The organism is Pseudomonas sp. W15Feb34 (assembly GCF_023127765.1).
Lineage (GTDB): Bacteria > Pseudomonadota > Gammaproteobacteria > Pseudomonadales > Pseudomonadaceae > Aquipseudomonas > Aquipseudomonas synxantha_A.
This window is the reverse complement of sequence record NZ_SPKN01000046.1, coordinates 153764-179068: the sequence shown is the minus strand read 5'-3', so window position 1 is coordinate 179068 and position 25305 is coordinate 153764. Positions and strand designations below refer to the sequence as shown.

At 60.1% G+C, this 25305-nt stretch carries 22 protein-coding genes; 15 read left to right on the top strand and 7 right to left on the bottom strand.

The genetic code is table 11. From position 1 onward, the window contains the following. Positions 1-11: 11 nt before the first annotated feature. A complete protein-coding gene (locus E4O97_RS24210) occupies positions 12-872 on the bottom strand; it encodes a Dyp-type peroxidase (RefSeq protein WP_032880609.1) in 861 nt (286 codons plus the stop codon). A gap of 138 nt (positions 873-1010) precedes the next feature. On the opposite strand from E4O97_RS24210, the gene E4O97_RS24205 reads away from it, so the two are divergent. Further along, a complete protein-coding gene (locus E4O97_RS24205) occupies positions 1011-2627 on the top strand; it encodes an NADP-dependent glyceraldehyde-3-phosphate dehydrogenase (RefSeq protein ID WP_078821670.1) in 1617 nt (538 codons plus the stop codon). A 163-nt stretch (positions 2628-2790) separates the two neighbouring features. Beyond that, positions 2791-3852 carry an FUSC family protein gene (locus tag E4O97_RS24200; protein ID WP_216091714.1) on the top strand — a complete coding sequence of 354 codons (1062 nt, stop codon included), beginning with the start codon at positions 2791-2793 and terminating at the stop codon, positions 3850-3852. Positions 3853-3978: 126 nt separating this feature from the next. Here the strand turns inward: E4O97_RS24200 and E4O97_RS24195 are convergent, their stop codons facing one another. The 3 genes from E4O97_RS24195 to E4O97_RS24185 form a co-directional block, all read right to left on the bottom strand. Next, the gene (locus E4O97_RS24195) at positions 3979-7722 is read right to left on the bottom strand and encodes a hypothetical protein (protein ID WP_216091715.1); all 3744 of its coding nucleotides are present in this window, start codon (positions 7720-7722) and stop codon (positions 3979-3981) included. Positions 7723-7937: 215 nt separating this feature from the next. After that, positions 7938-8105 carry a hypothetical protein gene (locus tag E4O97_RS24190; protein WP_248132736.1) on the bottom strand — a complete coding sequence of 56 codons (168 nt, stop codon included), beginning with the start codon at positions 8103-8105 and terminating at the stop codon, positions 7938-7940. Positions 8106-8136: 31 nt separating this feature from the next. Further along, positions 8137-8868 carry a TetR/AcrR family transcriptional regulator gene (locus E4O97_RS24185; protein ID WP_014718925.1) on the bottom strand — a complete coding sequence of 244 codons (732 nt, stop codon included), beginning with the start codon at positions 8866-8868 and terminating at the stop codon, positions 8137-8139. 357 nt (positions 8869-9225) lie between these two features. Between E4O97_RS24185 and E4O97_RS24180 the strand changes: the two genes are divergently transcribed. Genes E4O97_RS24180 through E4O97_RS24165 form a run of 4 tightly spaced genes read left to right on the top strand, consistent with a single transcriptional unit; the run spans position 9226 to position 13843 of the window. Further along, positions 9226-9933, top strand: coding sequence for an ABC transporter ATP-binding protein (locus tag E4O97_RS24180; protein ID WP_248162460.1), 708 nt, complete (start codon positions 9226-9228; stop codon positions 9931-9933). Further along, on the top strand, positions 9930-11129 hold the full coding sequence (locus E4O97_RS24175) for an ABC transporter permease (protein WP_248162458.1): 1200 nt from the start codon (positions 9930-9932) through the stop codon (positions 11127-11129). Before E4O97_RS24180 ends, E4O97_RS24175 begins: the two co-directional genes overlap by 4 nt. Next, positions 11122-12600, top strand: a complete 1479-nt coding sequence (locus E4O97_RS24170) for a TolC family protein (protein ID WP_248162457.1) — start codon at positions 11122-11124, stop codon at positions 12598-12600. Before E4O97_RS24175 ends, E4O97_RS24170 begins: the two co-directional genes overlap by 8 nt. After that, a complete protein-coding gene (locus tag E4O97_RS24165; protein WP_248162456.1) occupies positions 12590-13843 on the top strand; it encodes an HlyD family efflux transporter periplasmic adaptor subunit in 1254 nt (417 codons plus the stop codon). Before E4O97_RS24170 ends, E4O97_RS24165 begins: the two co-directional genes overlap by 11 nt. A 168-nt stretch (positions 13844-14011) precedes the next feature. Here the strand turns inward: E4O97_RS24165 and E4O97_RS24160 are convergent, their stop codons facing one another. Together E4O97_RS24160 and E4O97_RS24155 are read right to left on the bottom strand one after the other, a co-directional pair. Then, positions 14012-15406, bottom strand: a complete 1395-nt coding sequence (locus tag E4O97_RS24160) for an FAD/NAD(P)-binding protein (protein WP_248162455.1) — start codon at positions 15404-15406, stop codon at positions 14012-14014. Positions 15407-15428: 22 nt separating this feature from the next. Beyond that, positions 15429-15992: an XRE family transcriptional regulator gene (locus E4O97_RS24155; RefSeq protein ID WP_032880600.1), complete on the bottom strand. Its 564-nt coding sequence runs from the start codon at positions 15990-15992 to the stop codon at positions 15429-15431. A gap of 92 nt (positions 15993-16084) precedes the next feature. On the opposite strand from E4O97_RS24155, the gene E4O97_RS24150 reads away from it, so the two are divergent. The 7 genes from E4O97_RS24150 (at position 16085) to E4O97_RS24120 (ending at position 23258) form a co-directional block, all read left to right on the top strand. Then, complete coding sequence (locus tag E4O97_RS24150) at positions 16085-17014, top strand: DMT family transporter (protein WP_248162452.1); 930 nt, start codon at positions 16085-16087, stop codon at positions 17012-17014. Between the two features lie 204 nt (positions 17015-17218). Further along, complete coding sequence (locus tag E4O97_RS24145; protein WP_103734483.1) at positions 17219-20140, top strand: monovalent cation/H+ antiporter subunit A; 2922 nt, start codon at positions 17219-17221, stop codon at positions 20138-20140. Then, positions 20140-20484, top strand: a complete 345-nt coding sequence (locus E4O97_RS24140) for a Na+/H+ antiporter subunit C (RefSeq protein ID WP_005789164.1) — start codon at positions 20140-20142, stop codon at positions 20482-20484. Before E4O97_RS24145 ends, E4O97_RS24140 begins: the two co-directional genes overlap by 1 nt. After that, complete coding sequence (locus E4O97_RS24135) at positions 20481-22163, top strand: monovalent cation/H+ antiporter subunit D (protein ID WP_248162448.1); 1683 nt, start codon at positions 20481-20483, stop codon at positions 22161-22163. The genes E4O97_RS24140 and E4O97_RS24135 overlap by 4 nt, the downstream gene beginning before the upstream one ends. Next, a complete protein-coding gene (locus E4O97_RS24130; protein WP_078821678.1) occupies positions 22160-22648 on the top strand; it encodes a Na+/H+ antiporter subunit E in 489 nt (162 codons plus the stop codon). The genes E4O97_RS24135 and E4O97_RS24130 overlap by 4 nt, the downstream gene beginning before the upstream one ends. After that, entirely contained in the window at positions 22645-22923 is a 279-nt protein-coding gene (locus tag E4O97_RS24125; protein ID WP_032880591.1) for a K+/H+ antiporter subunit F, read from the top strand. Before E4O97_RS24130 ends, E4O97_RS24125 begins: the two co-directional genes overlap by 4 nt. Further along, the gene (locus E4O97_RS24120; protein ID WP_216091718.1) at positions 22920-23258 is read left to right on the top strand and encodes a Na+/H+ antiporter subunit G; all 339 of its coding nucleotides are present in this window, start codon (positions 22920-22922) and stop codon (positions 23256-23258) included. The genes E4O97_RS24125 and E4O97_RS24120 overlap by 4 nt, the downstream gene beginning before the upstream one ends. Positions 23259-23383: 125 nt before the next feature. On the opposite strand, the gene E4O97_RS24115 is transcribed toward E4O97_RS24120, so the two are convergent. Further along, the gene (locus E4O97_RS24115; RefSeq protein ID WP_248162549.1) at positions 23384-23842 is read right to left on the bottom strand and encodes an HIT family protein; all 459 of its coding nucleotides are present in this window, start codon (positions 23840-23842) and stop codon (positions 23384-23386) included. A 141-nt stretch (positions 23843-23983) separates the two neighbouring features. On the opposite strand from E4O97_RS24115, the gene E4O97_RS24110 reads away from it, so the two are divergent. Beyond that, positions 23984-24679 (top strand): peptidase E, encoded by a 696-nt coding sequence (locus tag E4O97_RS24110; protein WP_078821680.1) that lies wholly within the window; start codon positions 23984-23986, stop codon positions 24677-24679. 267 nt (positions 24680-24946) lie between these two features. Then, entirely contained in the window at positions 24947-25282 is a 336-nt protein-coding gene (locus E4O97_RS24105; protein ID WP_078821681.1) for a DUF6124 family protein, read from the top strand. The last annotated feature ends 23 nt before the right edge of the window (positions 25283-25305 follow it).

Genomic DNA, 25305 nt, shown 5'->3' with positions numbered 1-25305 from the left:
GGCAAAGGTCGTTAAAAAACCAAACTCAGGTCCAGACGCCCTTCCCTGACCGGGGGACACCAGTAATAGCCACCAGTCAATGGCTTACTGATGCGATACAAACCATCGACAATCCCATCCTCCAACCCGCTCATACGCCGAAGCTGCGCCTCAAATGCATCGAAGGAATGACCAAACGCAAGAAACATCAATCCTGCCTGGCCATTCTCGGCCCAAGGCATCGAGCGTCGCACCACGAAGGCTTCCGGGGTGAAGCTTTCCTGGGCTGTGCGCTTGGTGTGGGCCGATTCCGGAGCGTCGTCGAGTTCTTCGTTGTCGCCATGGCGGCGGCCGATGATGTGGTCACGCTCCTGCGCAGGCAACGCGGCGAACCCGTCGAGGTCGTGCTGCCATTGCTGGATAGCGGCAAAGCTGGCACCGCTGTCGGTCAAGGCGGCTTCCACGGCGGCATCGTCGTGGGGGTTTTCGGTGCCGTCTTCGTAATCGGTCAGGTCAAAGCCGGTCTTGTAGCGGAAGCCTTCAGTCGATTGCACCAGGCGAAACGCCGGGGCCAGGGCTTTCTCGATGGCACGACTACGCAGCAGCAACTCGCCACGATCCACCCCATGCAGCCATACCCACAGCGCCTGTTGAGTCGAAGGGTTGTCAGCGCCAGGGCCGCTGACGGCGGGGAATGCACGCAGCCCTTCAATTTCGGCGCCCAGCGCCTTTACCAGCGGTTCACCGAAACCGACCACGGCCGCCGCATCCGTCAACTGCACCAGCGCGTCCAGCGCCGCGGGCACGGCTTGCAGGGAATCGAGGGCGAAAAACAGATGGCGGGCCTGCAAAGGCACCGGTGCGGCAAGAATGCCCGGCTGGTACTGACTCATGTGAACTCCTTCTGAAAAGCCGCGCAGTTTACCCGGCGCGCACCGCGCTGCGAACAACAATGCGCGTAAGCCTTGCCTTAGAGCCGCTAGTTGGGTGACTCTCTAGTCATGTTTTGCAACTATTCCAGGGGTAGCGACATGACCACCAGCAACCTGCTCGCCCAGCTGTTTCCCACTTCCGTCACCCAGATTCCCGAGCAATTTCGCCTGGCGGCGCCCATTGAGCAGCGTGATTACCTGGTCGATGGCCAGTTGCGGGTGTGGAACGGCCCGCTCGCTCGCGTGCAAAGCCCGGTGCAACTGGGCGATGAGCGCGTGCATATCGGCAGCACGCCATTGCTGGATGCCGACACCGCCCTCACCGCCCTGGATGCCGCCGTGCGTGCCTATGACCGTGGCCAGGGTGAGTGGCCGACAATGCGCGTTGTCGAACGTATCCAGCACGTCGAGGCATTTTTACGGCGTATGCGCGAACAGCGCGATGCGGTGGTGAAGCTGCTGATGTGGGAAATCGGCAAGAACCTCAAGGATTCGCAGAAAGAATTCGACCGCACCTGCGACTACATCACCGACACCATCAACGCCCTCAAGGAACTCGACCGCCGTAGCAGCCGTTTCGAGCTGGAACAGGACACACTCGGGCAAATCCGCCGCGTACCGCTGGGCGTGGCGCTGTGCATGGGGCCTTACAACTACCCGTTGAACGAGACCTTCACCACGCTGATCCCGGCGTTGATCATGGGCAATACCGTGGTGTTCAAGCCGGCCAAACTTGGTGTGCTGTTGATCCGCCCCTTGCTGGAGGCGTTCCGCGACAGCTTCCCGGCCGGGGTGATCAACGTGATCTACGGCAGCGGCCGCGAAACCGTGAGCGCGCTGATGGCCAGCGGCAAGATCGATATCTTTGCCTTTATCGGCACCAACAAGGCCGCCAGCGACCTGAAAAAGCTGCACCCCAAGCCGCACCGCTTGCGAGCCGCCCTGGGCCTGGACGCGAAAAATCCCGGCATCGTGCTGCCCGAGGTGGACCTGGATAACGCGGTGAGTGAAGCGGTCACCGGTTCGTTGTCGTTCAACGGCCAGCGTTGCACTGCATTGAAGATCCTGTTCGTGCATGAAGATGTCGTCGATAGCTTTATCGAGAAATTCAACACCAAACTCGCGACGCTCAAGCCCGGTATGCCCTGGGAAGACGGCGTGGCGCTGACGCCACTGCCCGAGGTGGGCAAGGTGGATTACCTCAACGAACTGGTGGCCGATGCCGCACGGCATGGGGCCAAAGTGATGAATGCCGAGGGTGGCAGCAGCCGTGGTTCGTTCTTCTACCCGGCGGTGCTGTATCCGGTGAACCCGCAGATGCGCGTCTACCATGAAGAGCAATTCGGCCCGGTGGTGCCGATCGTGCCCTACCGTGACCTGGAGACCGTGATCGACTACGTGCTGGATTCGGATTTTGGCCAGCAGTTGAGTATCTTCGGCACCGACCCCGTCGCCGTCGGGCGCCTGGTGGACACCTTTGCCAACCAGGTCGGTCGCATCAATATCAACGCCCAGTGCCAGCGCGGGCCGGACACCTTTCCGTTCAACGGCCGCAAGAACTCGGCCGAGGGCACGCTGTCGGTGCATGACGCCTTGCGCGTGTTTTCGATCCGTACCCTGGTGGCGACCAAGTTCCAGGAGAGTAACAAGGCGTTGGTCAGCGATATCCTGCGCAACCGTGACTCGAGCTTCCTGACGACCGATTACATTTTCTGAAGCCAACCCCGTTCCAATGTGCAGACAGGTCAGTGTGGGAGCTGGCTTGCCTGCGATGCCGGCGCCTCGGTCTTTCAGTCAGGTCGCGGTGATGCTATCGCAGGCAAGCCAGCTCCCACATTGAGTCGAGCACATTCATACATTTGAGGCCACTTCAATACCGATGAACCTGCCCATTTTTGCCCGGCGCCTGCTGCGCCCCCTGCTCGACCCGTACCGGCGCTTTCGCCACGCCAAGCTGATCCACGCCGCGCGCGTATCCGTCGGTTTGCTGGCGACCATCCTGCTCACCAGTGGCCTGAACCTGCCCCACGGGGAATGGGCATCGGTGACCATGCTGATCGTGATCGGCGGCTTGCAGCACCATGGCAATATCGGCAAGAAAGCCGTCGAGCGCGCCTATGGCACCTTGATCGGCGCCAGCGTCGGTTTACTGCTGGTGGTGCAACAGGCTTACTTCGGCCTGCCGCTGTTGACCTATCTGTTGATGTCATTGGTGTGCGGGTTCTTTTCCTACCATGCCATCGGCAAGGGCGGTTACATCGCGCTGCTGTCGGCTATCACAGTGTTTATCGTTGCCGGCCACGGTGACAACCCGATATCAGATGGCTTATGGCGCACGGTCGATATCCTGATCGGTATCGTGCTGGCCTTGGCGTTTTCCTTTGCCTTGCCGCTGTATGCCGTATATTCGTGGCGTTACAACCTGGCCAGTGCGTTGCGCGACTGCGCGCAAATTTATAGTCGGATCATCAATGGCCAATCGGTGACCGACGATGAACACCTCAAACTGCTCAACCGCTTGAACGCGGCGATGTTGCAACTGCGTTCATTGATGCCATCGGTGTCCAAGGAGGTGCGGATTTCCATGACCGAACTGGACGCGATCCAGCGTCATCTGCGCATGTGCATCAGCACTCTGGAGATTCTCGGCAATACCCGCCCGGATCCTCGGAATGAGCAAGCGATGGCACGGATGCAGGTGATGTTGAAGGCCGAGCATCGGCAGATTCGGGTGCAATTGGTAGGGATGGCACGGGCGTTGAAGTCGGGGGTGACGGAGCGGTTGGAGCGATCGGGTAGTGTTACGTCGAACGTCACGCTGCTGGAGGCCCCGGTACACAACGGGCTGGACGGCTACCGGCTGTTGACGCTGCAACTGGCCGCGAATATTGATGGGATGCGCGAGCGGCTCTTCAGAAGTTCGGCGCGCTGGAAGATTTGATATCACAGCAAAAACGGAACAGATCTATCTTGAATAGATCTGTTCCGTTTTTAGTTAGGACTGACCCACAAATAAAATAGATCCACCCCTTTTCATTGCGCGTTACTTCTTACTCTCATTTTTCATTTAATCGAGGCGATATACGCCTATGTAGTAGACGTGAAAGTCATTGCCCCCTTGAGAGCCTGAACCGCCCCCTAGATCTTGATAGTTATGAAGCACAACGGAAGCCGGCCCGTTAGCCGCCGGTATGAAGGACAAATTTTGTTGGCCTTCAATATAGCCGGAATTTGGAACTGTAAATTTCGGTATAGCAACCTGCGAGCCCACGAGAACAGCCGTGATGGGCGGGACACCACCGGACGGACTAGTGTTCCCGATGGAATAACTGATGCTATAGCGATGCACTCTATTAAAGTTAAATGTCCTTGAGATCACTGCGCCAGCATTAGAGGGATGGGGAGTATCCACATACAAACCAAGGACACCAAACGTAGCGCCCAGACCGCCTCTTCCTAAAGTCCATCCGCCTAAATTTCCAGTGTTAAAGTAATGGCCGACATCTGTCCAAGGGTCTGCCTTGGTATATTGAGCGTTGTTAAAAATAACGGCTTTTGACTTATCATTACTGCCGTCAAACGTTACCTCACAGGTTATCGTTATTCGTGTACCATTCGTTATGCGCTTCAGCCAACTACGCAGTACTTCCTTGTTTGCAAGCCCATTAACAGCCTCTGTTGCGGTGATTGCCACACCATTGAGAACAGTTAGCGGGGTTACGCCTGCACCGCTGCAAATCAACCAGACCCGTTGCCCTGTGTGACTCAACGACCATTTGAGCACTGCAGCCGTGGCGCTACCCGCGAAATTGTTGACATCCAGCGTACCGCCAGAAGCAATGTTGTTGATCCGTGGCTGCGGCAAACTGGCAGCAAGAATGGTATTGACCGTCACCGTCTGCACATTTGACGGAATCGGCTCTGCCACGCCCGGCCGTTCTACCGAATACTTCAAGCACACGGTACTGTTCACACTGCGGTGCAAGACCTTGGCCGAGGTCAGGTTGAATACCAGCGTGCCTCCATCCTGCCCCTGCTCGCGGGTTGAATAAGAGGTGCCGTCGGCAAAAAACCAGTAAAGCGTGATGAAATCTTGCCCACTCATACCGTCATAGCGAACCGTTGCCGTCGTATTGTGTTCAATGGGCAGCGGGTCCACCGTCACGTTCGGCCCGGTGTCGGTGGTGCCATTGATAAACGGGTGGGGCAATACGCTCGGCAGGGACTGGATGGTGTAGTGGCGCTCGCGGAACAACACCGCATTGGCCTTGTTGAAACTGCGATCAAAGCAGACCCAGAAACGGATGGTCAATAGCGTTCCATCCTTGAGCTTGCGCAGTTCGTCCACGGGGGTCGGTGGCAGGATTCCACTGGCTTCGCCTTCTTCGGTCACCAGGTTGTTGGTGTAGGTGGCCTCAAAGTATGGCGTCTCTGGAACGGTGTCATAGGTGCCGCTGTACTCCATCCAGATGCGCTGAGCCCGATGAATGAAGTGCCAGATATTGATCATCGTGCGCTCGGATCCATTCAACTTGGAAGTCTCGAGCACCGGGGCATCCCCGATCCTTTCGATGGTCGGGATCGGCAAGGTGGTTAGGTTGAGCAGCAGCAGGTCGAGGATTGGAGAAGGCGTTTCTCGTCCGTTACGTATCAGGAAGTATTGCACGTTGATCCGTTGGCCAAATGGCGCAATACTGGCGCCCACGACTTCAGGCGGGACGGTGAAGTCCACGGTTTTACGGGTGTTGCCGTCCTTGGTTTCACAGTGGCTGCCGATGTCGGGTATGCCTGTCCAGCACGCTCGAATACGGTCGGTGGGCAGCATTTGCGGGAAGGTGACTCGAATGGTCGCACCGGCGGTGACCGCTTCCGGTGCCAATTGGTCGAGGGCTTGGGACGCTTCGACGACTTCCGGGCGAGGCAAGTCGCCCAGCGCCTTACCGACAGTCACTTCGAGTATTTCAGAGCGCAGGGTGCGCCCACCATTCGCGGGGATCAGTGAATAGCTCAAGCGAATCACGCCGCCCAGGTTGGTGTCGGCGTAGTGTCGGTCCAGCGAAAAGGAGACGGGGGCTCCCGCGGTGGCGCGATTCAGGCGGATGTCATCCTGGGTGCTGCCGTCCGCGGCAGTGCCTGTCAGGCGCCATGTAAAGACATCGCCATCGTAAGTTTCAGCGTAGGGCAGCGTGATGTCGAGCTGGCCAAACAAGTCATCTGGGTCTAGGTTGTCGTCCTCATCGACCCGGTCGATTTCCGGCCTTGGCATTTCGGCGATACGCTCGCCGAACCGCACATACGTCGACTCTGACTCGCGGATGGCCTGCGTCCCTGTGCCCAATGCCCGCATGAGGCCGTCGTCTACCGTGTAGAAAACCCGCACATCGCCCAGCCCGATAAACCGAGCGAAGTTGGCTTGGGTTACGGTACGAAAACGGGTGGGCGGTGGTGGGGCGCCTGCGTTATGGCGTTGTTCGTATTCAACCAACCCGCCACCCGGTAGAACAGCCTCCATCCGCAGCCTGACCAGATTATTCGGATCGTAGGGTGTATAGGCCGGGTTCGGATAATTAATGGTGATGTAAGGCTCTTCGGGGTCAATCAAGCCGGCATCGGCCTGCACCACCGTGACTGCCGGCATGTCCGCAATCGTGCCAGAGATCAGGATCGTCAGGGATTGGGACTTGGCCAGTAAGGTGCCCAGCGGGAACTCAAGCCGCCAAGTGATCTTCATCGAGCCTTGGATTAATTGTTTGATGATGGCGTCATCGACAGGAAACGACGTTGGCCAACCCGGGTCAGCGCCCTGATCGGGCAGATCGAGGTCAAACGTTGAGTCATCGGCGTGAGTACCACTCAAGGTTGCAATGACGCGAGTATTCGCCGGGACAAAACGGCCATCCGGAAGCTGAAAAGGCGTGACCACCTGAACAGCAAAGAATTTCCCTGCATCCTGATCATAATTGACCGAGGTGACCGAGGTGGAGCCGACGAGGAAGCGCGCCCGCCTGAGCAGGCTGGGGTCAAGCTCGGCCTGTACATGCACGGCCTGAGAAAAGTGCTCGACATGCCCAGAGCGGTTTTCCACTTCATCGAGCACCTGATAGCGTATCGGTAGGAGGCCACTGCCGGTGCCGATGACACTTGCCGGAACTTCCACTTCAATCGGCTTTGTGCCGCTTGCATGGTCTTCATCGAGTTCGAAAACCACCACTTGCGTGATCGTGTCCCAGTACAGATAGACCTTATCGCGCACTCGCTTACCGGGGTAATCGAGAGTGAACACTACGCCCTGGGCGGCGCGCTGCGGCGTCAACACTGCGCCGGGCGCTGCCAGGTCGTCCGGCAAGCTCAGCAGCAATTTGTCGTGGTAACCCAGCCCGGGCTGCTCATCCAGGCCTGGCCGTGCGTCCTTGACGAAGACGGTCAAGTCGCCTGATGTAGGCTGCGTGCCTGGGCCATTACGCACAACCCGTACAAACACAGGAAAGGATAGCCCCCGCGGTATACGTTCCTCGTTGATGGCCAGTTGAAAAGAGCTTTTGCCTGTTTCCTCTGGCTTGACAATGTGAAAGCCCAGACGCAGCGTACGGCTGCCGTGGAAGTATTCGCAAGTATCACCCGCTTGCAAATTAGTCCAGCGCACAATGGTTACATATAGGTAAGTATCGAGATGTCGCACGCCTAGGCCCCTGTCAGCCCCAACCACGTTGAGCACCGGGGTCGAGTAGACCGGCAGGTCGAGATCATTGCGGGGAGTGGATGAGCTTCGCACAACCGGAAAACGTTCCTCGGGGGCTGGTAATTTGGACATGACTGAACTCCTTGGGTGAGGCCTGGACGGCTATGGAACAAGGAAATCAGACGCTTGAAGGGGATAGGCGTCTAGCTGTCAAAGATGACAGTAGCGACGAGTGGTAATACAGCGAACAAAAGTGCCGTTGATACAATGCCCGCACATTCACACTTTCTCTTACATATTTTTCACGTTTTATTCACAAGCCGAGACGTAGTGTGAAGCCTCATCCGTTACAAACGTTGCATATCAAGCCCGCCGCCCCAGCGGGCTTTTTTTTGCCTGCTTTTTGGCGCTGGAAAACGCCCCGCTTTTGTAGGAGCGAGCTTGCTCGCGAAGAACGCAATGACGCCGCGGTTAACCAGAATGCCCGCGTTATCGTTGACGTTTTTCGCGAGCAAGCTCGCTCCTACAGGGGTTTGGGGAGTGGCTTCAGCGTGTGGCTTGTTCGCGAATGGCGCGCTGGGTATCCAGCACCTTCGCCAACGCCGTTTCAGCCTCTGCACTTTGCTGCGGCACCCGAATCGCCGCCGACACCAGCGTGATCAGCTTGGCCATCACCTCGGCATCCGTGGCCGGGCGGCCCAGGCTCATGGAGTTCATCAGCAGGCGCAGTTCGGTGCCGGCCATGACCCCGGAAATCGCCTTGAGGGCAAATTGCAGGCGTACGCCCAGCTCATTGCGCGGCAGGTCTGGCAGTGCCAGGGCGAAGGCTTCGAAGAAGCGCTGGAACACCGGCTGGTAATGCACCTTGAGGTATTCCTGGATAAACGGCGAGGTGTCGCTGTAAACCCGGCCAAGGAAGCGAATGAACGAGCGCCCTTCCCCGCTGGCCGGGTCGCTGCGTTCCAGGCCCATGGCCGGGGCGAACAGCACGCCGAGCAGCGTGTCGCAATCCAGCGGGCCATCGGATTCGGCTTCGCAGCGGGCGAGCAATTCCAGGCGCTGCTCGTTGAGCGGCTCCAGGCGTTGCATCAGCAAGGTTTTCATCAGGGAGTCCTTGTCCCCGAAGTGGTAGTTCACCGCCGCCAGGTTGACCTGGGCGCGTTCGGTTATCTGGCGTAGCAACACGGCGTCGTAGCCGTACTTGATGAAGAGGGCCTCTGTCGCATCCAGCAATCGAGTCTTGGTAACGTTTGGAGCGCTGAGTTTCTTCGCGACCATAAGGGTTCCACGGCGGAAATATTGTTTTAAAAAATAATTTGATTTTTTTATACCGGGGCGGCCCGGCGAAAGCAAGTAGTGACACTCCGCCATATCACTAAAAGCCTGTATAACCGGGCTATCGAGACCTATTGAAAGGATTTCTACCGGTCCGAAACCTGCATTCGGCAGAACGTTTCAAAGGGTAAAACCGCTCTACATCCATGGCTGGCGAAGCAGATTGAACGCAGGTACTATTCAAACAATATTTTAAAAACAAGAAATAAAACCAGTCCGTGACGCGTACAGGCAGCTCCCGAACTTGTTACAAGGATTTTCCGGGGGCATGGCAGTACCGTCGTGACTGCAGGCGTAGTCATGATGACAGACACCCCCACGCAACCCGGCTTGATCTCCCTGCAAGGCATCGGCAAGCGTTATCAGCTCGCCGGGCAGGAACTGAGCATTCTCAATGACGTGTGCCTGTCCATCGCTCGCGGTGACAGCTGCGGCATCCTCGGTGCCTCCGGTTCCGGCAAAAGCACCCTGCTCAACATTCTCGGCCTGCTGGACCTGCCCAACTGCGGCCAGTACCACTTTGCCGGTCACGATATTTTCAATGCCACGCCCGACGAACTGGCCGCGATCCGCAACCAGCAGATCGGTTTTGTGTTCCAGAGCTTCAACCTGCTGCCCCGCCTGAGCGCCCTGGACAACGTCGCGCTGCCCTTGAGTTATCGCGGCGTATCGCGGCATGAAACGGTGGAACAGGCCCAGCGTATGCTCGATCAAGTCGGCCTGGCCGAGCGCGCCCACCATCGCCCGGCCGACCTCTCCGGCGGCCAGCGTCAGCGCGTCGCCATTGCCCGCGCACTGGTCGGCAAACCCTCGGTGATCCTCGCCGACGAACCCACCGGCAACCTCGACAGCACCACCGCACAGGAAATCATGGACCTGCTGCTGAGCCTCAACCGTGAGCAGCAGGTGACGCTGATCATCGTCACCCACGACGCCCACATTGCCGAGCGCCTGGAGCGCAAGATCCTGGTGCGCAACGGTGTGGTGCACGAGGCCGAGCGCCCATGAGCCTGCGGGTCGAGCAGAGCCTCAGCCAACTGCTGCATGAAGCCTTGATCAGCCTGCGCACCCTGGGCAAACGTTCGATCCTGGCGCTGCTGGGCATTGTGATCGGCAGCTCCTCGGTAGTGGCGCTGATCAATATCGGCCACAACGCGGCAGTGGATGCCGCGATGATCTTCAAGGACATGGGCACCGATACCCTCATCGCCCAGTTCCCGCCCAAGGGCAGCAGCAATGTGCCGATACGTACCCAACTCGACCTCGACGCCGTACGCCTGGCCGTACCGGGCATTGCCCATATCGGCGCGCTCAGCCTGTTCAGCGGGCCCATCGTGTTTCATGGGCGCACCACCAATGCCAACCTGGTCGGCAGCACGCCGGATATACAGGCCGCCATGCGCCTGGCCGTGCGCGAGGGGCGCTTCCTGTCGGCCTTCGACGCCAGCGAAACTTTCGCTGTGATTGGTGACCCACTTGCCCAGGCCCTCAGTGCGCCGGGCGACCCACTGCAACTGGGCGACCGCGTGCGCATCAACGACTACCTGTTTCTGATCGTGGGCATCCTGCACGACCAGCCCCGGGCCATGCTGATGCCAGTGCAGGCCAACGAGTCGTTGTTTATTCCGGCCGAAGGTATGCGCCGCATCTATGCCACCCCGCAGATCAGCAATGTGATCATCCGTGCGGCGCCAGGGCAGGACATGGAGCGTATCGCGAGGGACGCCACCGCTGCGCTGCAACCCCAACTCAGCGACCACGACGTCAATATCACGGTGCCCCAGCAGATGATCGACGGCATGACGCGCCAAAGTCGCACCTTCGCCTACCTGCTGTTGGCCCTTGGCGCGATTTCCCTGGTGGGCGGCGGTGTCGGGGTGATGAACGTGATGCTGATGAATGTCTCGGAGCGCCGCCGCGAGATCGGCATACGCATGGCCCTGGGCGCACGCCAGCGCGATATCCGCAACCTGTTCCTGCTCGAAGCCGTCACGCTCACCGCCGTGGGTGCGCTGTGCGGTGCGGTGCTGGGCATGACCGCCGCCTGGCTGTATGCGTGGCTGTCGGGCTGGGCATTTGCCCTGGCGGTGGCCGCCCTGCCCCTGGGGGTGGGCAGTACGTTACTGGTAGGTTTGTTCTTTGGCATCTACCCGGCGGTCTCGGCCTCGCGGTTACAGCCGGTGGAGGCCCTGCGCGATGAATAAGTGCGGGCTGCTCCTTCTGCTGATCAGCCTGCCGGGCATGACTGCCGAGATGGTTATCAACCCTTCGGCGCCCAGCAGTACCCGCAGCGGCTACGAGCGCGGCGTGTCGCTGAATGCCCAGGCCACCACCATGACCCTGGGTGACGCGGTGTACCTGGGCCTGCGTAATAACCCGGCGATTCGCAGCGCCTACCTGCAACGAGTGGCGCAGAAGTTCGATCTGCGCGTGGCCGAAGATCTGTTCAACCCCAAGCTCACCCTCAACAGCTATTACCGCAGCACCCGCGGCTCCCAAGACAATGCGCGCAACGCCAACGTCGCGCCCACCAGCAGCCTGCTCGGCGAATACGGCACGCGCTTGAGCATGGCCTGGACCCAGCAGTTGAACAACGCCAACCGCGCCGGCCGTTACCGCAGCGACGGGCTCGACCTGGCGATCATCCAACCGCTGATGCGCGGCGCCGGCTGGGACGCCACCACCGCGCCGCTGCGCCTGTCGCGCCTGGCCGAGCAGGCCAACCGCCTGAACCTCAAGGCCACCGTGGCGCAGACCATCAGCCAAATCATCGCCACCTATCGCGAACTGCTGCGTGCCCAGGAACAACTGGTGATCGTGCAGGACGCGCTCAAGCGCTCCAACACCTTGCTGGACGTGAACAAGGCACTGATCAGCGCCGGGCGCATGGCCGAGTTCGAGATCGTCCAAACCGAAGCCGACATCGCCACCCAGCAGTTGGGCGTGGAAGAAGCTCGCAATCAACTGGACACCAGCCGCCTGGCCTTGCTGCGCCTGCTGGCGCTGGACCTGTCGACACCAGTGCGCGCCACCGAAGCCCTGGAGGCCAACCCCATGGAAATTGACCAACGCCAAGCCTTCAACCTGGCGCAAAACCAGCAACCGGAATACCTCGCCGCCCTGCTCGGTAGCCAACAGGCCGACCTCAACCTGGTGATCGCCAAGGACTCCGGGCGCTGGCAAGTGGACCTGGTCGCCGGCGCCAACCAGGTGCGCGCCGCCACCGACAACAACAACGGCCATGACAATAACCGTACCTGGGACAGCTACGCCGGGGTGCAGGTGCAGATCCCCATTGGCGACATCAGCACGCGCCAGGCCGAAGTACGTGCGCGAGTGAACGTCGAGGACCAGGAAATCCGCATTACCGATGCGCGCCAGGAGCTGGAGCGCAACGTCAACAACGTGGTGCGTGACCTCGGCACCCGCTGGCGCCAATATGAAATTTCCAAGCGTGCCGTGGAGTTGTCACGGCGCAAGATCGAAATCGAACGGGAAAAACTCAGTGCCGGACGCTCCACTAACTTCCAGGTGTTGAGCTTCGAAACCGACCTTCGCAACGCCGAAAATGCCCAGCTCAACGCGCTGATCGCTTATTTGAACGCCCAGACTCAACTCGACCTGACCCTGGGCATGACGCTGGAAAGTTGGGAAATCGCCCTCAATGACTACTAAGAAAAAAACGCTGCTAGTCGTTGTTTCGATCCTGCTGTTGGCTGGCGCGGCAATCAGTCTGCTCAACCAGCGCAACGGCGCCGAGCAGGCAGGTCCGACCGAGCAGTGGCTAGCGGTAAAACCCGACCCGCTGGTGCACCAGATCGGCCTGGTGGGCAAGATCGAGCCTGACACTACCGTCACCCTCACGGCGCCGTTCGACGGCAACGTGTTGGCCAACCTGGTCGAACAAGGCCAGCGCGTCGAGGCCGGCCAGGTGCTGTTGCGCATGGACCCGGCGACTCTTGAAGTGCAGTTGCGCGACGCCCTCTCCGCCCAGCTCAAGGCCCGGCGCACTGTGCAGGAAATGCAGGACTGGGACAGCAGCCCCGCCGTCAGCCGCGCCCGCCGCAGCTTGCGCACCGCTGAAATGACCGCTGGCAACACCCAACGCAAGCTCACCGAAAGCGAAAACCTGTTCAAACGCGGCATCATTCCGCGCAACGAACTGGACGATCTCAAGCAGCAAACCCAACAGCAGCAACTCGACCTGGCAGCGGCGCGCGGCGAACTGCAACAGGCCCAGGACCAAGGCAGAGGCGAATACCGACAGATTGCCGAAATGGAGCTGACCAATGCCACGGTGAAATACGAAGCCTTGCAAAAACTCCTTGAAGGCAAGGAGGTCAAGGCACCGTTCTCCGGCATCGTAGTGCCCGCGCCCGGCAGCAGCAACACCGCACAAGGGGGTGGCAACAACAACGCGCCGGTGCAGGCCGGCAGCAAGGTCAGCCAGGGCCAAGTGCTGTTTGGCCTGGCCAATATCGAGCGGCTGAAAATCGTCGCCAAGGTCTCCGAGCTGGACATCAACCAGTTGCACCAGGGCCAGGCGGTGGAAGTAATGGGCGATGGCTTCGACGGCGAACGGCTGACCGGCTCGGTCAGCGTGGTCAGTGGCTTGGCCATCGCCAGCGACAACCAGGGCAGCGCGCAATTTCCGGTGACCCTGTCGATCCCCAAGCTGACACCGCAGCAGTTGCAACGGGTGCGCCTGGGCATGAGTGCGCGGTTGACGATTGTCACTTATAACAATGACCAGGCGATCGTGATTCCCAGCCAGGCGATCCAGGCAGACATGACGGTGGAGTATCGGGCGGCGATGGATAAACCGGTCGAGCTGGTGAAAGTCACCACCGGGCAATCGACGCCCCAGGGCGTTGAGGTATTCGGACTCAAACCAGGCTTCGTGAAAACCTCAAGATAAGCGCAGATCAACATGTGGGAGGGGGCTTGCTCCCGATAGCGGTGCATCAGCCACAAATGTATTTACTGACACGCCCTCATCGGGAGCAAGCCCTCTCCCACATTTGATTTTCGTTGCTTTAAGCATTGACGTTCACTTCGCGGATCAGGGCTTGCTCACCTCCCCCACTTAGATCTGTGTGAGCTTGGTTGCCAGTGCCTTGGCCTGAAGCGCCACATCCGTCACCGCCGTGCTCTCCCACCACATGCCCCGCAACGGCGGCCCCATGGCAAACAGTCGCTGGCTGGCATGGCCCTGGGCATCCAGCACCGCGCCGGCTGCATCCGCCGCAATCCCCAACGCCAAAGGCCCAGGCCGGATCAACCCACGCTTGAGCAGTTGTTGCGGCAATGGCCGGGCCACGCGGCGCCAATCGTATTCAATGCCGCTCGAGTTGATCAACGCCGCGCCCGAAACCAGGATGAGTCCTTGCTCGCCACGCTGGCGCACCGCAATGGCAACGCCCTCATCCGACGGCACCAAGCCCTTGAATGACGCTGCGCGAACTCGCAGCCGCCCTTCCCCCTGTAAGCGCTCCACCAAGTGCGCACTCAATGGGGGCGAGCGGTGATGGTGGCTTTCCCACCAAGGCCGCACATGCCGCACGAACTGGCGCTTCTCACGCTCACTGGCCTGGCTCCATAAACGTGCGATATGCACACGCACGGTGTCCAGCGGTGCCTGCCAATCGATGCCTTGGTCGAGTGCGATGCGGCATTGCCGACGCACCTCGCGCAGCAATTGCCGAGGGCTACGCAGGCGGTGGTCGGCGGCCAGGAAATCGTCCCAACTTGGCGGTTGCCGGCGTACATGGGGCAACAGGCCGTGGCGCGAAAAGATCTCGATGGGACCGCGATGCCCGGCCTGTTCCAGCGACACCACGGCATCGACCATGGTCAACCCGGAGCCGATGATCAGTACCGTTGATTGCGGGTCGAGTTGGGTCATCGCTTGCACGTCCCATGGGTCCATGGCTGCGGTGTTCAAACCGCTGGACTCGGTTAGGGGCGTGCGCGCTGCCGGGAACATGCCGGTGGCCAATACCGCAAAAGTGCCACGCAGTTGCTCCCCATTATCGAGGGTCAACAGCGTGGAGGCTGCGTCGACTTGCAGGTCCACCCCTTCGGCGCGGATATGCTCGACGGTCGACGTAGACAACGCCTTGGCCTCGGCCAAGCGCTGTTGCGCGTACAGCCCGAAAATCCCGCGTGGCGGGAACAGTTCGCTGATGGGCACATGCTGCTGATCCGACTCAGGCCAACCACCGCCAGCGATGTAGTCAGTGAGCCATTGGGTCAGGTCGTCGGGGTTGTCCGGGTCGACGCTCATGCGCGCCGCATTGCCGTTCAAGGTATGACCCAGCTCGACCGCGCTATAGGCCTCGCCCCGCCCCAGCTCAGCACGCGGCTCAATCACCAGGATGCGCCGCGTGCCCGGCAGGCGCAGCAGTTGCACGGCCAGCATCGTACCGCTCAGGCCGCCGCCGATGATCAGTACATCGGCAACGCGGGTGGATTCACTCATGCCAGTTCGCCCTTATTGTTGCTCAAATCACCACATTTCGAACAAACCGTACCGCCGCGTTCCCATCATTGCGATAAGCATGGGGCTGGTGGCTGGCGAACATAAAGAACTCTCCAGCCTCGATGACATTTTCCTGATCACCTATCACCAGCGTCAGGCTGCCCTCGAACACGAACAGTTGTTCGCTCCACCCTTCCAAATCAGGGTCCGGGCAATAACGATCCCCGGGTTCAAGCCGCCACTCCCACAATTCGACTTCACGCCGTGCCGTGGCCTTGGCCAGCAGCACCGCCTTACTGCCGACAATCTCGCCCGCCCAGGCCAGCTCGTTGATACGGCTGTGGTCCCGCACATCCGGCGCCTGAATCAGATCACTGAACGCCACGTCCAACGCTTCAGCCACACGATCCAAAGTGGACAGGCTGACGTTCTTCTCCCCCGCTTCAATCGCCACCAGCATGCGCCGGCTGACCCCGGACTTTTCCGAAAGTGCAGTCTGGCTCAGGTCGGCGGCGTGGCGCAGGCGACGGACGTTCTGGCTGACGTGCTGCAGGACCGAAGCCCGTTGCGGATTTTCTTTGTGCACTATATTGCTCAATAGGTGGGTGTGCGCAGTATACTGCCCAACGTGCGGCGCATTGTGCGGTCCGTGCCTTTCCCTTGCAAGACCGAGCCGCCATGACAGCCCCGAACTCCCCTTCGCGATTCAACCGCTTCAGCAAAGCCGAATGCATCCTGGTGGTGATCACCATGATCTGGGGCGGCACCTTCTTGCTGGTGCAACATGCCATGACCGTCAGCGGGCCGATGTTTTTTGTGGGGCTGCGCTTCGCGGCGGCGACAATTGTGGTGGGGTTCTTTTCCTTGCGCACCCTGCGCGACCTGACCCTGTTCGAATTGAAGGCCGGGGTGTTTATCGGGGTGGCGATCATGTTTGGCTACGGTTTGCAGACGATTGGCTTGCAGACCATCCTGAGCAGCCAGTCGGCGTTTATCACCGCGTTGTATGTACCGTTCGTACCGCTGTTGCAGTGGCTGGTGCTGGGCCGTCGCCCCGGGTTGATGCCCAGCATCGGCATCATGCTGGCGTTTGCCGGGTTGATGCTGTTGACTGGCCCGGCGGGGGCTTCACTGAACTTCAGCCCAGGTGAAATCGCTACGCTGATCGGTGCCGTGGCAATAGCGGCCGAGATCATCTTGATCAGTGCATTTGCCGGCCAGGTGGATATTCGCCGGGTGACCGTGGTGCAACTGGCCACCGCTTCGGTGCTGTCGTTCATGATGGTGGTGCCCATGGGCGAGGCGTTGCCGGGCTTTTCTTGGCTGTTGCTGTTCAGCGCCGTGGGCCTGGGCTTGACCAGTGCGGTGATCCAGGTCGCGATGAATTGGGCGCAGCAGAGTGTGTCGCCAACCCGGGCTACCTTGATCTATGCCGGCGAGCCGGTGTGGGCAGGCGTGGTCGGGCGAATTGCCGGAGAGCGCTTCCCGCCGATTGCAATGGTCGGGGCGGTGTTGATTGTGGTAGCGGTGATTGTGAGTGAGATGAAGACGAAGGGGCAGAAGGCAATTGAACTCGCAGATGCCTTGGAACAGGAGCGTCAGGGATAACCTGCAAACCCTGTGGTGCCCGCTCTATCGTCATCGCGGGCAAGCCCGGCTCCCACAGGGGTCGGCGTTTCAATTCAAGGGTTTTGAACCAGTGCTGAATGAGAGGTTTCGGCCTACCTTGTAGGATCCTGCCACATCTTGCCGTTTGGTGATCGTGAAAGCGGCACGTATGATGCATCCCAAACTCCCGCAGATTAGAAGCCTATGTCCCTGATAGTTCTACTGCTTCTGCCATTCATTGGCAGCTGTCTGGCGGCCTTGCTGCCGCACAACGCACGTAATACCGAATCCCTGCTGGCCGGCCTGGTGGCATTGGTCGGCACTATTCAAGTCGCACTGCTCTACCCCCAGATCGCCCATGGTGGCGTAATACGCGAAGAATTCCTGTGGTTGCCCAGTCTTGGGCTGAACTTCGTGTTGCGCATGGACGGCTTTGCCTGGCTGTTCTCGATGCTGGTGCTCGGCATCGGCACGCTGGTGTCGTTGTATGCGCGTTATTACATGTCGCCGGACGATCCGGTGCCGCGCTTCTTTGCGTTCTTCCTCGCGTTCATGGGCGCCATGCTTGGCCTGGTGATTTCCGGCAACCTGATTCAGATCGTGTTCTTCTGGGAACTGACCAGCCTGTTCTCGTTCCTGCTGATCGGCTATTGGCACCACCGCGCCGATGCGCGGCGTGGTGCGTACATGGCGCTGATGGTCACTGGCGCAGGCGGGTTGTGCCTGCTGGCCGGGGTGATGTTGCTGGGGCATATCGTCGGCAGCTATGACCTGGACCAGGTGCTGGCGGCGGGCGACCAGATTCGCGCGCACTCGCTGTACCCGGTCATGCTGGCCCTGGTGCTGATCGGCGCCTTGAGCAAAAGCGCGCAGTTCCCGTTCCACTTCTGGCTGCCCCATGCCATGGCGGCACCGACCCCGGTTTCGGCGTATCTGCATTCGGCGACGATGGTGAAGGCCGGCGTGTTCCTGCTGGCCCGCCTGTGGCCGTCGCTGTCCGGCAGCGAAGAATGGTTCTGGATCGTCGGCGGTGCCGGCGCCCTCACCCTCCTCCTCGGCGCGTACTGCGCCATGTTCCAAAACGATCTCAAGGGCCTGCTGGCCTACTCCACCATCAGCCACCTCGGGCTGATCACCCTGCTGCTGGGCCTCAACAGCCCGCTGGCCGCGGTCGCCGCAGTGTTCCATATCCTCAACCACGCGACTTTCAAGGCGTCGCTGTTCATGGCGGCGGGCATCATCGACCACGAAAGCGGCACGCGGGATATCCGCAAGCTCAGTGGCCTGGTGCGGTTGATCCCGTTTACCGCGACCCTGGCCATGGTAGCCAGCGCCTCCATGGCCGGTGTGCCGTTGCTCAATGGCTTCCTGTCCAAAGAGATGTTCTTTGCCGAAACCGTATTCATCTCGTCGACGCAATGGGTGGAAATCGCCCTGCCGGTGATTGCGACCATCGCCGGTACGTTCAGCGTGGCCTACGCCCTGCGCTTTACCGTGGATGTGTTCTTCGGCCCACCGGCTACCGACTTGCCGCACACGCCTCACGAGCCACCGCGCTGGATGCGTGCGCCGGTGGAATTGCTGGTGTTCACCTGCCTGCTGGTGGGGATTTTCCCGGCCCAGGTGGTCGGCTCGATCCTTGCCGCAGCGGCGTTGCCCGTGGTCGGTGGTGTGCTGCCCGAGTACAGCCTGGCGATCTGGCACGGCTGGAACGCGCCAATGATCATGAGCCTGGTGGCAATGACCGGCGGCGTGGTGCTGTACCTGATGCTGCGCAAGCAACTCAAGCGTGGCCGCTTCGAATACCCGCCGCTGATCGGCTATTTCAACGGCAAGCGTGGCTTCGAGCGCTGCCTGGTGGTGATGATGCGCGGTGTGCGCAGGATCGAGAAACGCATCAGCACCAAGCGCCTGCAAACCCAATTGTTCCTACTGGTGATCGTCGCGGTGATCGGGGCCATGATCCCCATGATCAACAGTGGCCTCACCTGGGGCGACCGGCCGAAGATTGCGGGCTCCATCGTCTTCGTCACCCTGTGGTTGCTGGCGATCGCCTGCGCGCTGGGCGCCGCCTGGCAAGCCAAGTATCACCGGCTGGCGGCCCTGACCATGGTCAGCGTGTGCGGCCTGATGACGTGCGTGACCTTCGTGTGGTTCTCGGCGCCGGACCTGGCCCTGACCCAATTGGTGGTGGAAGTGGTGACCACCGTGCTGATCCTGCTCGGCCTGCGCTGGCTGCCACGGCGTATCGAGGAGGTTTGGCCATTGCCCAACACCTTGCGCAAGGCGCGCATTCGCCGGGTGCGCGACTTGTTGCTGTCCACTGTAGTGGGCGGCGGCATGGCGCTGTTGTCCTACGCGATGCTGACCCGCCAGACACCCAACGATATCTCCTCGTTCTACTTGAGCCGCGCCCTGCCCGAAGGAGGCGGCAGCAATGTGGTGAACGTGATGCTCGTGGACTTCCGGGGCTTCGATACGCTGGGCGAAATCACCGTGCTGGGTGCCGTGGCCTTGACCGTATATGCCTTGCTGCGACGCTTCCGCCCGTCCAAGGAAAGCATGCAGTTGCCTGCGCAACAGCGCCAATTGGCACCGGACGTGGCCACCGACCTGGTCAACCCGCGCCAGGCCAGTGACACCGCGCTGGGCTTTATGATGGTGCCGGCGGTGCTGGTGCGCCTGCTGTTGCCGATTGCGCTGGTGGTGTCGTTCTACCTGTTCCTGCGCGGTCACAACCAACCAGGCGGCGGGTTTGTCGCCGGGCTGGTGATGTCGGTAGCGTTTATCCTGCAATACATGGTGGCGGGCACCCAATGGGTCGAAGCGCAGATGAGCCTGCGGCCCATGCGCTGGATGGGCTTCGGCCTGCTGTCGGCGACCTTGACCGGCCTTGGCGCGCTGTTCGCCGGATACCCGTTCCTGACCACCCATACCTGGCATTTCCACGTGCCACTGCTCGGCGATATCCATATCGCCAGTGCGTTGTTCTTCGACATTGGCGTGTACGCCATGGTCGTGGGCTCGACGCTGCTGATGCTGACCGCCCTCGGCCACCAATCTGTGCGAGCACATAAACCGAGCAACCAGCCCAAAGTCGTTGCTGCAACCGAAGGAGCCGCCTGATGGAAGAAGTCATCGCAATTGCCATTGGGGTCCTGGCGGCCTCCGGCGTCTGGCTGGTGCTGCGGCCACGGACATTCCAGGTGGTGATGGGCCTGTGCCTGTTGTCGTACGGGGTCAATCTGTTCATTTTCAGCATGGGCAGCCTGTTTATCGGCAAGGAACCGATCATCAAGGACGGCGTGCCGCAAGACCTGCTCAACTACACCGACCCCCTGCCCCAGGCCCTGGTACTTACAGCCATCGTGATCAGCTTCGCCATGACCGCGTTGTTCCTGGTGGTGCTGCTGGCATCCCGGGGCCTGACCGGCACTGACCATGTGGATGGCCGGGAGCCGAAGGAATGAATTGGGTCAATCAACTGATCGTTGCGCCGATTCTGCTGCCGTTGTTCACGGCGGCGCTGATGCTGATGCTCGGCGAGAAACGCCGGCCGCTGAAGGCCAAAATCAATCTGGTCTCCAGCTTGATCGGCCTGGGCGTGGCCGTCCTGTTGCTGTACTGGACACAAAAAGGCGGGCCCGGCTCGATCGGCGTGTACCTGCCGGGTAACTGGCAAGTACCGTTCGGCATCGTGTTGGTGGTGGACCAGCTCTCGGCGCTGATGCTGGTGCTCACCGGGGTTATCGGCGTAAGCGCATTGCTCTTCGCCATGGCCCGCTGGGACCGTGCGGGCACTAGCTTCCATGCGCTGTTCCAGATCCAGCTGATGGGTCTGTACGGCGCATTTCTCACCGCGGACTTGTTCAACTTGTTCGTGTTCTTCGAGGTGCTGCTGGCGGCGTCCTACGGCCTGATGCTGCATGGTTCGGGTCGTGCTCGGGTGTCGTCCGGCCTGCATTACATTGCGATCAACCTGCTGGCGTCGTCGCTGTTCCTGATTGGTGCGGCGATGATCTACGGCGTCACCGGCACGCTGAATTTCGCTGACCTGGCACTGAAAATCCCGCTGGTGCCGGAGGCTGATCGCGGCCTGCTGCACGCTGGCGCAGCGATCCTGGCGACCGCGTTTCTGGCCAAGGCCGGCATGTGGCCGCTGAACTTCTGGCTGGCGCCCGCCTACTCCTCGGCCAGTGCGCCGGTGGCGGCGATGTTTGCGATCATGACCAAGGTTGGCGTGTACACCGTGCTGCGCCTGTGGACCCTGCTGTTTTCCGGCCAGGCCGGCGCTTCGGCGCTGTTTGGCGGCGACTGGCTGGTGTATGGCGGCATGGCGACCATCGTCTGCGCGGCGCTGGCGATGGTGGCGGCGCAACGCCTGGAGCGCATGGCGAGCCTGAGCATTCTGGTCTCGGCCGGGATCCTGCTGTCGGCGGTAGGGTTTGCCCAGCCAAGCCTGACCGCTGGGGCATTGTTCTATCTGGTCAGCTCCACCCTGGCATTGAGTGCGCTGTTCCTGCTGGCTGAATTGATCGAACGCTCGCGCTCGGCCAACGACCTGCCGCTTGATGAAGAGATTGATGCGCTGCCCAAGGCCATGGAGTCGCTGCATCCGCGTCCGGGTGTGAACCTGGACGATGAGCAGAAAGCCGTGGTCGGCCAGGTCATCCCCTGGACCATGGCCTTTCTCGGCTTGAGCTTTATCGCCTGCGCGCTGCTGATTATCGGCATGCCGCCATTGTCGGGATTCATCGGCAAGCTCAGCCTTTTGAGTGCGCTGATCAACCCACTGGGCCTGGGCAACACCGTGGACGAATCGATCCGTCCTGCAGCCTGGGGCCTGGTGGCGTTACTGATTTTGTCTGGCCTGGCGTCGCTGATCGCCTTCGCCCGCCTTGGCATCCAGCGCTTCTGGACCCCGGAAGAGCGCCCATCACCGCTGCTGCGACGCTACGAGTGCGTGCCGATCTTCGTGCTGCTGGGCTTGAGCATCGCCTTGACGTTCAAGGCCGAACCCTTGATGCGCTACACCCTGGCCACCGCCAAGAGCCTGAACAACCCGGAAAGCTATGTGATGGCGGTAATGGCCACGCGGCCGGTGCCGAGCCCTGAAGCCAAGGCCGCCGCGCTGGAGGTGCAACCATGAAGCGCCTGTTTCCTGCACCCTGGTTGTCGCTGGCCCTGTGGGTGTTGTGGCTGCTGCTGAACCTGTCGATCAGCCCCGGCAACCTGCTGCTGGGCGCGCTGCTGGGCTTTCTCGCGCCTTTGCTGATGGCGCCGCTGCGCCCGCAGCCGATCAGCCTGCGTCGCCCTGGCGTGATCCTGCGCCTGTTCCTGTTGGTGGGCCGCGACGTGATCGTCTCCAACCTGCAAGTGGCGTGGGGTGTACTGACCTGCGGCACACGCCCGCCGCGCTCGCGCTTCATCAGGATCCCCCTGGACCTGCACAGCCCCAACGGCCTTGCCGCGCTGTCGATGATTACCACGGTGATCCCCGGCACCATTTGGTCGGAACTGGCGCTGGACCGTAGCATCTTGCTGCTGCACGTATTCGACCTTGACGATGAAGCCCTGTTTATCCAGCACTTCAAAGCCACCTACGAGCGGCCCCTGATGGAGATCTTCGAATGAGCGCCCTGCTCTCCAATGCGATCCTGGCCAGCCTGTTCCTGTTCTCGCTGGCGATGGTGCTGACCCTGATCCGCCTGTTTAAAGGCCCGTCCGCCCAGGACCGAGTCCTGGCGCTGGACTACCTGTACATCCTGGCCATGCTGATGATGCTGGTGCTGGGTATTCGCTATGCCAGTGATACCTACTTTGAAGCGGCGCTGCTGATCGCGCTGTTCGGCTTCGTGGGCTCGTTTGCCCTGGCGAAATTCCTGCTGCGTGGGGAGGTGATTGAATGATGCCGTTATGGGTTGAAGTCATAGTCGCGGCGTTGCTGTTACTCAGCAGTGTGTTTGCGTTGATTGGCGCGATTGGCTTGCTGCGGATGAAGGAATTTTTCCAACGCATGCACCCGCCGGCACTCGCCTCGACATTGGGCGCATGGTGCGTGGCACTGGCGTCGATTATCTATTTTTCGGTGCTCAAGTCCGGGCCGGTGTTGCATGGTTGGTTGATTCCGGTTTTGCTCGCGATCACCGTGCCGGTCACCACAGTGCTGTTGGCGCGAACCGCCCTATTCCGCAAACGCATGGCCGGTGACGATGTGCCGGCTGAAGTCAGCAGCCGCCGCTGACCTCTCAGGCAGGCACATAAAAATGTGGGAGCTGGCTTGCCTGCGATGAGGTCGGATCAGTCACTGAAGAGGTTGGCTGGCCCACCGCTATCGCAGGCAAGCCAGCTCCCACAGTTGGATGGGTGCTAGGCGAAGGATCGGATTCTTGCCGCCAATTCCGCCAATTCGGCATCATCCGCCCGCACACAATCGTGGGACGAGATGTAGCCCTCATACGCCTCGAAAAACTTCTCCACCTTCGAACTCATTGGCTTGAATGTACTGTCCTGCCCGGTCCCATGCATGGGAAACAACTTCGCATGCAGGTGGTCCACCCCATACCCTTCCAGAATCATCCCCGTACGCGCCACATCGGGAAATGCGCGGTCGATCTGTTGTGCGGTTTTCTTTGCTGCGACCGCGAGCCCTGCCAACACTTCATCCGACTGCGCAAACGCATAGCTGCCGTAATGCTGCTTTGGAATCACCACGCTGAAACCCGGTGTGTTAGGGAAGATCGACAGGAACGCCATATGCTGATCATCCTCCCACAGGATATGGGCCGGGGAAGTTTTGCGGACAATGCTGCAGAAAATACAATCCATTTGAATCACCGCCAGTTTCGTCTTGGGTTTGGTCGTGGCAATCATCTAAAGCTAGGATGGTATGGGCGTCAAACCCTATGGGCATTTTGGGAAATGTCCTAAGACCTGGGTATGCCCGCTGTGCTGAGACAGGAGTTCACCATGGATAAAAACATCATTGTCATCGGCGGCGAGTCCAGCGAAGACATGACGCGCATGACCCGCATCGACGAATATATCGTCGCTTCGTCGGGCAAAACCCAGCCCACGGTGCTCTATATCTCCACCGCCAATGGCGATGACCGTACGAAGATTGCCGACTTCACGCTCAAATACCAAAGCGCCGGCTGCACCGTTGTGCCATTGACGTTTTTCATTCCGCCTTTTCCAACCCCAGCTCATGTTGCCGCGCTGTTTGAACAGGCTGACATCATCTACGTGGCCGGCGGCAACACCCGAGCCTTGCTGGCCATCTGGCGTGAATTTGACGTGACCGCCCTTTTGAAGCAAGCCCAGGAACACGGCAAAGTGCTTTGCGGCGTCAGTGCCGGCGCCATCTGCTGGTTCAACCACGGGCATTCCGACTCAGGGGGCGTATATGCGCTGATCGACGGGCTGGGTTTTCTCCCTGGCGCGCTGTGCCCGCACTTCAGCTCAGAGGCGGGAAGAGAATCTACGTTCGTTGAACTGGTTCGACTTAAAAACATACGCCCCGCCTACGCGCTGGATGACGGAGTTGCCCTGCATTTCAAGAACGGTGAATACCATGCGACTGTTCATAACTACACGACTGGTAGTGCATATAAACTCAGCAGCACTTCGGAGCCCATTGCAAGGAAACGCCCTACAGCTCTTTAGGGTTGCCGCTCAGAAAATGGCCGCCTAATCTTTGGCGGTCGCTGCAAATTCAGCGACCGGGTTTCGCAGCTCGGTTAAACTCTAGACGCACAGTGTCCACCTCAGATAGCGGGCGCTTTTTAATGCCTGATGTTATGGCGGCTGTGCGCGGGATACCTTCGGGTATGCCGGGTGCTAGAGTCCCGGTCTGCGAACCTGCGTACAGCTGCCACCCAAATATCGTTTCGCAGCGATGGGTGGTGACTCCAATACTCTAGGAGCTACGCCATGATTAAAGACAGTCCGAATCCACCGTCAGATTCAACCGCATTTCACACTGCCGCTCATCGAGCGATAAATCACTACCTGAACCCGTCTGAAAAACCAGAGCCAGCTGCTGAGGATCATGGTTTGTTTACCGTACGTGAAGGATTAGACGTCGAGACGCTGCTGGTCAACGCGTCGGAGGATCTTGCGTCGGTTCAAGCGCTGGCAAGCCATTTGGCTTTTGAGATCGAAGGCACCCCGCGTAGCGTAGCTCTGGGAATTTGCCGGATGCTGGAAGGGATTCAGCTGATGGTGGATAAAACGCTAAAACTCAAAGACAAACCAATTCACGGATAGATCTGATCCGAAGACCGAGCAAA